General features: G+C 69.1%; 12 protein-coding genes and 1 pseudogene (1 of these 13 cut by a window edge). 4 read left to right on the top strand and 9 right to left on the bottom strand.

Annotated features, from left to right (window positions below; all coding sequences use genetic code 11):
• Window positions 1–175 precede the first annotated feature (175 nt).
• Window positions 176–1,342: a complex I NDUFA9 subunit family protein gene (locus MZTS_RS18720; RefSeq protein WP_192285001.1), complete on the bottom strand. Its 1,167-nt coding sequence runs from the start codon at window positions 1,340–1,342 to the stop codon at window positions 176–178.
• 412 nt (window positions 1,343–1,754) lie between these two features.
• On the opposite strand from MZTS_RS18720, the gene MZTS_RS18725 reads away from it, so the two are divergent.
• Both MZTS_RS18725 and MZTS_RS18730 read left to right on the top strand, forming a co-directional pair.
• Complete coding sequence (locus MZTS_RS18725) at window positions 1,755–3,926, top strand: primosomal protein N' (protein ID WP_192284992.1); 2,172 nt, start codon at window positions 1,755–1,757, stop codon at window positions 3,924–3,926.
• 84 nt (window positions 3,927–4,010) lie between these two features.
• Window positions 4,011–4,373, top strand: a complete 363-nt coding sequence (locus tag MZTS_RS18730) for a SpoIIAA family protein (RefSeq protein ID WP_192284993.1) — start codon at window positions 4,011–4,013, stop codon at window positions 4,371–4,373.
• 123 nt (window positions 4,374–4,496) lie between these two features.
• Here MZTS_RS18730 and MZTS_RS18735 read toward each other — a convergent pair whose 3' ends face one another.
• From MZTS_RS18735 to MZTS_RS18765, 8 genes and pseudogenes are all read right to left on the bottom strand, one after another.
• The gene (locus MZTS_RS18735; RefSeq protein WP_192284994.1) at window positions 4,497–4,880 is read right to left on the bottom strand and encodes a hypothetical protein; all 384 of its coding nucleotides are present in this window, start codon (window positions 4,878–4,880) and stop codon (window positions 4,497–4,499) included.
• A 298-nt stretch (window positions 4,881–5,178) separates the two neighbouring features.
• Window positions 5,179–5,430, bottom strand: a complete 252-nt coding sequence (locus MZTS_RS18740) for a hypothetical protein (protein WP_192284995.1) — start codon at window positions 5,428–5,430, stop codon at window positions 5,179–5,181.
• A 95-nt stretch (window positions 5,431–5,525) separates the two neighbouring features.
• A complete protein-coding gene (locus MZTS_RS25320) occupies window positions 5,526–5,747 on the bottom strand; it encodes a hypothetical protein (protein ID WP_246482180.1) in 222 nt (73 codons plus the stop codon).
• Window positions 5,744–5,920: a hypothetical protein gene (locus MZTS_RS18745; RefSeq protein ID WP_192284996.1), complete on the bottom strand. Its 177-nt coding sequence runs from the start codon at window positions 5,918–5,920 to the stop codon at window positions 5,744–5,746. The genes MZTS_RS25320 and MZTS_RS18745 overlap by 4 nt, the downstream gene beginning before the upstream one ends.
• Before the next feature lie 30 nt (window positions 5,921–5,950).
• The gene (locus MZTS_RS18750; protein ID WP_192284997.1) at window positions 5,951–6,961 is read right to left on the bottom strand and encodes an SDR family oxidoreductase; all 1,011 of its coding nucleotides are present in this window, start codon (window positions 6,959–6,961) and stop codon (window positions 5,951–5,953) included.
• Window positions 6,962–7,084: 123 nt separating this feature from the next.
• On the bottom strand, window positions 7,085–7,699 hold the full coding sequence (locus tag MZTS_RS18755) for a cysteine hydrolase family protein (protein ID WP_009863873.1): 615 nt from the start codon (window positions 7,697–7,699) through the stop codon (window positions 7,085–7,087).
• A gap of 103 nt (window positions 7,700–7,802) precedes the next feature.
• Window positions 7,803–7,919, bottom strand: a pseudogene (locus tag MZTS_RS25325) (glutathione-dependent formaldehyde dehydrogenase); the annotation flags it as partial.
• Between the two features lie 175 nt (window positions 7,920–8,094).
• Window positions 8,095–8,748, bottom strand: coding sequence for an FUSC family protein (locus MZTS_RS18765; protein WP_192284999.1), 654 nt, complete (start codon window positions 8,746–8,748; stop codon window positions 8,095–8,097).
• Window positions 8,749–8,936: 188 nt separating this feature from the next.
• On the opposite strand from MZTS_RS18765, the gene MZTS_RS18770 reads away from it, so the two are divergent.
• Window positions 8,937–9,794 (top strand): SDR family oxidoreductase, encoded by an 858-nt coding sequence (locus tag MZTS_RS18770; RefSeq protein ID WP_192285000.1) that lies wholly within the window; start codon window positions 8,937–8,939, stop codon window positions 9,792–9,794.
• Window positions 9,795–9,860: 66 nt separating this feature from the next.
• Window positions 9,861–10,000 carry the 5' end (the start) of an SDR family oxidoreductase gene (locus tag MZTS_RS18775; RefSeq protein WP_192285002.1) on the top strand. Its footprint extends 859 nt past the window's final position, so only the first 140 of its 999 coding nucleotides appear in the window; it begins with the start codon at window positions 9,861–9,863; its stop codon lies off the right edge, out of view.

Genomic DNA, 10,000 nt, shown 5'->3' on the forward strand with positions numbered 1-10,000 from the left:
CCGCCCCAGCCAGAAACTGGAGGGCGTCGCCCCGTCGGTGAACAGGCGTATACGCACCCCGATCCGGACCGTCAATCGAAAAAATCCAAAAAATCCCGACAGAGCCTGCAGCAGGCTACCGAGACGCATTGACGGGGCATCCGGCAAAGCGGGTGCCCCCCCGGGCTCCGCTGTCCTAGCTGCGCGTGCCCCAACGGGCGCCCATCCGGCTCGAAGCCGCCTGCGGACCAATGGCCGGACCGCTGGCGCGACCGGGGCGGTGGAGCGACTTGGTCGCTTCACTGTGCGGAGCGAGCAGATCCGGCAGGCCGGCCTCCGCCTCGGTGCCGCGGCCCTGGGCGAACTGGCCGGCCTTGCGGAAGCGCCAGAGATAGCCCGGCACCACGGCCTCGACCGCCGTCGGGGTGATGCCGAGCGCCTCGATGGTGCGCCCCTCGACCTTCGCCGCTTCCGAGATCACGTTGTCGGTCTGAAGCAAGGTCACCTGATCGCGCGTCAGCTTGAGATTGGCCGGCAGGAGCCCGAAGGTCAGGGTGTCGATGAACTCGATCACCCGCGCCTGAAGGCGAGCTGCCGGCTCAGGCAGATCGAGCACGGCGCGGCGGCGCATCGTCACGTCGAGCATGTAACGCACGAAGTAGTCGAGCGTATTCACCTCGGCTCCGCCGAGTTCGTAGATACGGCCTCCGGGGACAGCGCCATCGACCGCGCGCGCAACCGCCTCGGCGACGTCACCGACGAAGACCGGCTGGAAACGGGTCTGCGCGCCGGCAAGCGGCAGGACCGGCAGGAAGGTGGCGAGAGAGGCGAAGCGGTTGAAGAAGCTGTCTCCGGGGCCGAAGACCAGGGAGGGCCGGAAGATCACCGCGTCGGGGCAGGCCCGCAGCACTTCCGCCTCACCGAGCGCCTTCGAGCGCGCGTAGAGCGAGGGGGAATTCGCGTCGGCGCCGAGCGCCGAGACATGGATCAGCTTCGCCCCGATCGCCGCAGCGGCGCGGGCGATCTCGCCGGCGCCTTCCGTTTGCAGCTTCGAGAAGCGCTGGCTGCCGGTTTCCTGAAGGATGCCGACGAGGTTGATGACGATGTCGGAATGCTCGACGGCCCGCCGGATCGAATCCGGATAGCGGAGATTGGCCTGGACCGCGACGATCTGGCCGACCTTGCCGAGGGGCTGCAGGAAGAGCGCGAGGTCGGGACGGCGCACAGCGACGCGGATTCGGTAGCCGCGCTTCGCCAGCGACCGCACCACGTGGCGCCCGAGGAACCCGGAACCGCCGAACACGGTCACCAGCTGCGATTGCGGACGGGTGGTGGCGCCGGGCGCGGTGACGAGGCTGCTCATGGCCGGTGGAGGCCCCTTGTTCTCGGAGGACGCGTCGAGACGGGCGGCATCACGGCCGCACGGCCAACGAGCCATGGAGCGCGACCGTCGGCACCACGCTCCTTAGACCAGTTTGAAGCCGAGGGCAGCCGGAAAGGCGAAGGAAAATGCTGAAGGGCAGCGATCCGCTGCATCGGGTTGAAAGCAGCCCACGGCATTCGGTCTCGGCCTCGCCCCCGCGCTGATGACGCTGGCCTCGGGCCCGCTTTACGGCATCTTCGGGGATGCGGGCCTCTGGGGGATGGCCGCCGTCGGCCTGTCGGCGATTCTCGTTGCGTGGCCCCTGACCAGCCGCCGATAAAAGGCCCGCCGTCACGTTCGCCATCGAAGCGGCGGACATATATAGAACAAATCAGGCAAGTCTCATGAGCTCATGCCCGCTGTCGCCGATATCCTGATCCCGCTCGCGCTCGACACCGCCTACAGCTACGCGGTGCCGGCCGGCCTGACTTTGGCCGAGGGCGATGTCGTGCAGGTGCCGCTCGGGCCGCGCGAAACCATCGGCGTGGTCTGGGGGCTCGACGAACGGGCCTCGGGCGGAAACCTGCGGCCGGTCACCGGACGGATCGATACGCCGCCGCTTTCGGAGGCCTTGCGCAAGCTGGTCGATTGGCTGGCCCGCTACACCCTGGCCCCGAAGGGTTCGGCGCTGGCCATGGCCCTGCGCCTGCCTGACGAGACGGCCCTCAACGAAGCGCCGCGCATCGGCGTGCGCGCCGCCGGAAAGCCGCCGGCCCGGCCAACGGTCGCCCGCGGCAAGGTGATGGCGGTCGCCGCCGACGGCACGGTGCGGGGCAAGAGCGCGCTCGCCAAGGAGGCAGGCGTGTCGCTCAGCGTGGTCGACGGGCTGATCGACGACGGCGCCCTGGAGACGGTGGCGCTGATGCCGGAACCCGTCGCGCTGCCGCCGGATCCGGACCATCCGCGGGTGCCGCTCTCCGACGCGCAGGCGGAAGCCGCGCGGGCGCTGATCGCTCCCTCCCGCGCCGAGACCGCAGCGGGCGAGACGGTGCTGCTCGAAGGCGTGACCGGCTCCGGCAAGACCGAGGTCTATTTCGAGGCTGTGGCCGAGTGCGTGCGGCAGGGACGCCAGGCCCTGGTGCTGATGCCGGAAATCGCGCTCACCGCCCAGTTTCTCGACCGGTTCGCCGGCCGCTTCGGCGTGCGGCCGGCCACCTGGCATTCCGGCATCGGCGGAAAGCGCCGCGAGCGGCTGCGGGCCGGGGTGGCGGCGGGCGAGGTCTCGGTGGTGGTCGGGGCCCGCTCGGCCCTGTTCCTACCGTTCCGGAATCTCGGCCTGATCGTGGTCGATGAGGAGCACGAGACCGCCTACAAGCAGGAGGACGGCGTCCATTACCATGCCCGCGACATGGCGGTGGTCCGGGGCAGGATCGAGGGCTGCCCGGTGGTGCTCGCCTCGGCCACGCCCTCGATCGAATCGCGGGTCAACGCCCAGAGCGGCCGCTACCGCCACGTCGCCCTGCCCGGCCGCTTCGGCGGCAGGCCGCTGCCGGACATCTCGGCCGTCGACATGCGCCTCGACAAGCCGGAGCGCGGGCGCTTCCTGTCGCCGCCGATGGTGAACGCCGTGAAGACGACGCTGGCCGCGGGTGAGCAGGCTCTGCTGTTCCTCAATCGCCGGGGCTACGCACCGCTCACCCTGTGCCGGGCCTGCGGCCATCGCTACCAGTGCCGCAACTGCTCGACCTGGCTGGTGGAGCATCGCTTCCGCCGGGCGCTGGTCTGCCACCAATGCGGTTATGCCGAGCGCAAGCCGGAGGCCTGCACCGAGTGCGGCGCCTTCGACCACCTCACCCCCTGCGGGCCCGGCGTCGAGCGAATCGCCGAGGAGGTGGCCGAGCTGTTTCCCGAGCAGCGCATCGTCGTGCTGTCGAGCGACTTTCCCGGCGGGGCCGAACGGCTGCGGCAGGAATTGGAGACGGTGGCGGCCGGTGATTGCGACATCGTGATCGGCACCCAACTCGTCGCCAAGGGCCACAACTTCCCGCATCTGACGCTGGTCGGCGTGCTCGATGCCGATATCGGCCTCACCTCCGGCGATCCGCGGGCGGCAGAGCGCACCTTCCAGCTGCTGCAGCAGGTGACGGGCCGGGCCGGGCGCGGCGAGCGTCCGGGACGGGCCCTGGTGCAGACCTACCAGCCCGAGCATCCGGTGATCGCCGCCCTGCTCTCGGGCGATGCCGACCGCTTCTACGAGGAGGAGATCGCGGCGCGCGAGGCGGCGGGGCTACCGCCTTTCGGACGGCTCGCGGCGCTGATCGTCTCCGCCGAGGAGCGGGAGAAGGCCGAAGCGCATGGGCAGGCACTGGCGCGGGTCGCCGATCCGCCGCTCGGCGTCAGCGTCCTCGGGCCGGCCGAGGCGCCCCTCGCCCTGGTGCGGGGCCGATGGCGCTTCCGGCTGCTGGTGAAGACCGAGCGCGGCATCGATGTGCAGAGCTACCTGCGCGACTGGCTGGCCCGGGGGCCGAAACCGAGAGGTAACCTCAAGGTCGCAATCGACGTGGACCCGCAGAGTTTCCTATAATCCACCCTTCGCCGACGGCTCGAGGTCCGGCACAGGTCTCTTGCCCTTCTCCTGTCCCCGCTGCCATCCGAGGAGCCCCGAGCCTTGCTGACCTATGAGAAGAAGCCCGACTCCGCCATCGCCGAGATCGTCGTCGATGGGAAGATCACGGACGAGGAGATGAACGCGGTGATGACCGCGATGAAGGCCGACCTCGACAAGGGAGGCCGGCTGAAGCTTCTGGAGGACATCCGCAGCTTCGAGGGCATGGAGCCGGCGGCCTTCTTCAAGGATCCGCGGTTCGGCCTCTCGATGATGAAGGGCGTGAGCCACGTGGCCCTCGTCACCGACGCGACCTGGCTGCGGGCGGTGGCCGAGACCTTCGGCTTCGTCTCGCCCGTGCAGATCAAGGTGTTCGAGCGCGCCCGCATCAATGAGGCGCGGGCTTGGCTCGAAGCCGGCGTGTGACGGCGGCTGGGCTGCCGAGCCCGGATTCGATGGCCTCCCTCGGGGCGATTGACCGGGCGCTCAGCCGATAAAAAAAGGGCGGGCCCACTTGAGCCCGCCCGGATCCACGAAAGCCGGATGGCTTCACTCGGCGGAGGCCGTCCGGAACGCGTTGCGGCGGGCAGCGGTCCAGCGACCGCTGCAGAGGCCACCGGAGACGCGCCACGTCCCGGAGCCGGAGCGGGCCTGGAGACGGCCCGAGGCGGTGCCGTTGGCCGCCGCCGTCGCGACGTTCAGGCCCACGCCTCCATCCCGCTCGACCCGGCCGGTCACATGAGTGCCACCGGAGGTGGCATTCACGATCGGACGAACCTGTCCGTCGCGCACCGCGAGGGTGTAGCTGTACTGCGCGTCGCAGAGCCCGCTCTCGGTCACGAGCTGGACCGACCATGTACCGTCGAAATCCCCCGCCAGGGCCGGCGACACGAGCGCGGCGGCAACAACGGCGGCAAGGGCGAGTTTGGGCATGCGGCATCCAGCTCAGCGACGAGAGACACATGCACGGAGGCGCCGTCGCCCGCGCTCCGCACCGTCGATCTGTGAGATGTCTGCACTCTATTCGAACAAGCGGCGAGAATATGACGGCGCCGGATTGATACGCTTTTGTTAAAGCGTGACTATTCGCGATGCACGGCTCAACCGGGCATCGAAAGATGCGCTGCAAGCTCTACAGTTCATCCGAATACTGAGGAATCGCTTCGGTTTTCGCCGTACTCCGTCATCGCCATCGCGAGCGGAGGCGCCCCAGGGCTGCAAGGCTGCCCGATCAGGCCGACGGCTCGGCGAGCCGAACCCGGTGCCGGTCGAGGGTATCGAGCAGGATCGGCATGAAGGCGGATGACCCGTCGAGACCGGCGACGCCGCGGCCAAGCCGGTCGAGAGCTTCGATCTGCGCGTCGAGCCCTTCATACGCGGCGAGATAGGCCCAGATCGCCTTGTCCGCCTCGCCGATATGGGCCGGCTGCTCGGATGCGAGCAAAGCCGAGAAGACATCGAGGGTCGTTTCCAGATTCGCCACGTCCAGCCCGCCTCGCTGTGCAGAGTTCCGGTTCGAAGCATCGCCCGGCGCACCGTCCCGGACGCTCACTCCGGGACGGTGCGAGGGCAGGACGCTCAGTGAGTCCGAGGCGAATGGCCCTTGCTGGTGTCACCGTGGCGGTGGTGGCGATCCTGCTCGCCGCCGCCGCCCGACACACCGGAATGCGAGCCACTGGTGGCGGCGTTGGGGGACGGCCCCTTGCCTTCCGTCGGATCCGGGCGGTCAGGCCGCTGATGGCTGCTGCCGGGACCGCCGTGATGACGGTCGGCAGCGGGCGTCTTGCTGGATGTGCTCATCGATCCTGCTGATGTCCCTGATGCGTGGTGTTGACCCTCGAATTTCCGGCCTGGCCGGTCTTGTCGGGATCGTTCGGTGCGGCCTTGGTGGTGTCCTTCGGCGCGGCATCGGCGCTGCCGGGACCTTTGTCGGAGCGGTTGGCCGGCGGAACCGGCGGCGGTTTGGTCGACATCGTCGAATCTCCTGAGGCTTGGGGAAGAGATCAGCGGTGGCGGGATCCGCCCATGAGGCTCGCCGCGGCGGCGAACCCGACGCCAGCGACCACGGCTGCCGTCGTCAGCGGATGAAGGGCGCTGCGGGTGTAGAGGCTGCGCCGCATCACGTATCCGGGATGGCTCCCACGGGTGCGGCCGCCCACGCCCGTTTCGTAGAGCGAACCTTCGGGACGCCGGGGAGGATCGTCGCGCATCTGCAGCCCGGCCATGCCGCTTCCGACGGCATCGAACACGCGCGGCGCCACGGCCTGGGCCGCGCTCATGATCCGCCCGCCGCCGCCGACATAGATGTCGCGCCGGGGATACTCGGCGGCGTGGACGATCGCCTCGGCGACCTCCTCGGTACGGTAGACCGGCGGCGGCAGCTTGGGCTCGCGGTCGGTGTAGTTGCGGGCATGAGCCGGGAACGGCGTGTCGATGGCCGCCGGCTTGATCAGCGTGACCGCGACCGGAGCCCCCTCCTCCTTCAGCTCGATGCGCAGGGAGTCGGTGAAACCTTTGATAGCGTGCTTGGACGCGCTGTACATACCCTGGAGCGGGAAGGCGACGTCGGAGGCGACGCTGCCGAGATTGATCAGCGTGCCGCGGCTCTTTTTCAGATGCGGCAGCGCCACCAGCGAGCCGTAGACGAGGCCCCAGAAATTGACGTCGAACAGGCGCCGGTGGTCGGCGTCCTCCACGTCCTCCAGCCGGCCGATGATGGAGAGGCCGGCATCGTTCACCCAGGTGTCGATCCGGCCGTAGCGGTCGATCACGGCCCTGGCGAGGGCTTCGACCTGGGAGCGGTCCGAGACATCGGTGACGACGTGGAACGCCTCGCCACCGCTCCGCGCGATGTCTCCCTGGATCTCGGCCAGCGCCTCGCCATTGCGGGCGGCGAGCACGACCTTGGCGCCCCGCTCCGCCGCCATGCGGGCGGTGGCCAGCCCGATGCCGCTGGAGGCGCCGGTGATGACGATGACCTGTTGGTCGAGCGGCTTCTTGCGGGCGCTCGGCATGCGCATCTCCTCGGTCGGATGAAGGTCAGGCCTGCCCAGGCGTCGTGTCAGGTGTCGTGCCGGGCGTCGCCTGCAGGCTCTCGGCAGGTGAACCCCAGCGGGAACGGCCCAGTTTCCGAAGCCTCAGGCGGTCCAGGCCCGCAGGATCTCGTCGGTCGGCGCCGTCTCGATCTGCTCGCCGAAGCGGCTCTGGTAGAGGAACATCATCGCGTCGTAGGTCTGGTCGGCGGATGAACAGACCGCGTCACAGGCGACGATCACGCGGTAGCCGCGATCGACCGCGCCGAGAATGGTGGCGAGCACGCAGACATCGGTTTCCCCGCCCGTCACCACCAGGGTATCGATTCCCTCCGGCTCCAGCATCCGGTCCAGTTCCGGGCCCATCCAGGGCGAATAGACGAGCTTGTCGACGACTTTGGCCGGCGGCACGTACGGTTTCAGGCTCGGCACCAGATCGACCATCTCCGGCCCGAGGGCGTCGAGGGTCATGGCCGGCCAATGCTCGTAATAGCGCCGCCATGCCCCCCTCCCCTCCTCGGGTGAGCGGATGGGCACGAAGCGGGTGAACACCGTCCGCTCCGGGTGCACAGCGGCGAGCCGCTCGATATTCGGCAGGATCCGGGCGAGCCAAGGCGTGTGCCAGTCTGTCTCCTCGGAGAACATCCGCTGCGCATCGACGCAGAGATGCACCGCCTTCGCCCCGAGGGGGCCGAACTTCAGACCTTGATCGCCTGCCATGGCTCGCTCCGGATCCCGCTCTTTCCCCTGCCGTCTCAGTTCGGGTGGAACACGACCGTCACGCAGCCATCCTTCTTGTCGCGGAACCTCTTGTAGAGGCCGGGCCCCAGACGGCGATGATCTCGCCTCCCTTGGTCTCGCAATGCTCGGCGCCCTGCCAGCCGGTCGGCAGGATGTCGGTGAGGAAGAGGACGGATTCGTCGCCCATGCCGTCCGGCACCGTGTCGCAGCGGATGTCACCCTTGTCGTGCCAGCACAATGCTTTCATCAACGCCCTCGGAAGTTCACGCAGGCGGTGCCGTCGGTGGCAACGCCGCAGGAAACTCCGGGTGGCTCAGGCCAAGTTCCGACAGCCAAGTTCCGACAGCCAAGTTCCGGCCGCGCCGCATCCGACGTTACAGCTTGATCCCGATCCGCCGGTTCAGGCGGGTGACGAGCCAGACCGTGACGATGGCGACGCAGACCCCCCAGCCGACCTCGATCACCCGTGAGCCGGCCATGCGCTCAACCGGCCCGAGATGAGGCACGAGCAGGATGATCGTCGTGGTGATGGCGGCCAGCCGGCAGGCGCTCGCCACGTTGACGAGCCAGCAGACGAGAATCGCGACGATTACCGCCGCGGCGTAGGTCGGCAGCGACGGGCCGAGGGTGAGATAGGCGCCGAGGCCGACGACACCGCCGACGGCGGCGCCGGTGAACTGGTCGCGGGCGGTCGAACGGGTCGCGCCGAACTCGGTCTGCGCCACGGCGACGGCGGTGATCGCCGCCCAGAAGCCCTCGCGCAATCCGAGGAACTGGGTCGGCAGATAGGCGAGAAGGGCGGCCACCGCCGACATCACGCCGTGTGCGAGGCCGCCCGAGAGGCGGCGACGCAGGGGCAGCCGCTTGCGCAGCCGCGTGACCTGATCGCGCAGCCAGCGGATGCGGCTGGTATCCCGGTCGGCCCTGCGCGTCTCCTCGATGGCGGCTTCCGTCCGCACCGCGTCCTCGACGGCACGCTCCGCCCGGTTCTCTCCTGCCCGCCTCTCGACGACCCGCTCGGCTCGCATCCGCTCTCCTTGTCTCCCCTGACGGTGAACGCGCGGGGCCGCCTGTCCGGCGTCCGGCGCGACCACATCAACGCGCCCGGCGGCGTCGAGAGAGCCGGCATCCGCGCGAAATTTCAGCCGAACCCCACCCTCCCGGCAGGGTTGTCCGGGCACGGTCCCCAAAAGCTGGAAGCACCGGAGCCAAACCGATGGAATCCTTCCCCAAGCCCCCCTTCCCCGATCAGCCGCAGCCGATGCCGGGCTCGACTCGGGCCATGACCCCGAAGCCCGACCATGGTGAAACGAGCTACAAGGGGTCCGGCCGCCTGGAGGGCAAGAAGGCCATCATCACGGGTGCGGATTCCGGCATCGGCCGCGCCGTGGCCCTGGCCTTCGCCCGCGAGGGGGCGGACGTGCTGGTCTCCTACCTCGACGAGGAGGAGGATGCGGCGGAGACCCGCCGCCTGATCGAGGAGGCGGGCCGCAAGGCGGTGCTGGTGCCGGGCGATATCGGCGACGCGGCCCATTGCAAGCGCATCGTCGAGCGGGCTGTCGAGGCGTTCGGACGGGTCGATGTACTCGTCAACAACGCTGCCCACCAAGCGACTTTCACCGATCCGGAAGAGATCTCCGACGAAGAGTGGGAGAAGACCTTCCGCGTGAACATCCACGCGATGTTCTATCTGACCAAAGCCGTGCTGCCGCACATGCGCGAGGGCGCGGCCATCATCAACACCACCTCGGTCAATGCGGACACGCCGAGCCCGCAGCTGCTCGCCTACGCCACCACCAAGGGCGCGATCCAGAACTATACCGGCGGGCTGGCGCAGATGCTGGCGGAGCGGGGCATCCGGGTGAACTGCGTCGCGCCCGGCCCGATCTGGACGCCGCTGATCCCCTCGACCATGCCGGCGGAGAAGGTGAAACAGTTCGGCTCGCAGGTGCCGATGAAGCGGCCCGGCCAGCCGAGGGAGCTCGCACCGATCTATGTGATGCTGGCCTCCGACGAGTCGAGCTACGTCTCCGGCGCCACGGTGGCGGTGACCGGCGGCAAGCCGATCATCTGATTTTTCCGGAAGGCCGAATGGATGCGCCTCCTCCTCCGGGGCGGGCGCCTTGACCCGGAGATCGCCGTGAAGACCCTGCACGGAGCCGTCGTCGTCATCGTCGGCGCGTCGAGCGGCATCGGCCGCGCCGCCGCCCTCGCCTTCGCCCGTGCCGGCGCCCATGTCGTGGCGGCGGCCCGGCGCCGGGAACCGCTCGAACGGCTGGC

This window comes from Methylorubrum zatmanii, from assembly GCF_014845115.1.
Lineage (GTDB): Bacteria > Pseudomonadota > Alphaproteobacteria > Rhizobiales > Beijerinckiaceae > Methylobacterium > Methylobacterium zatmanii.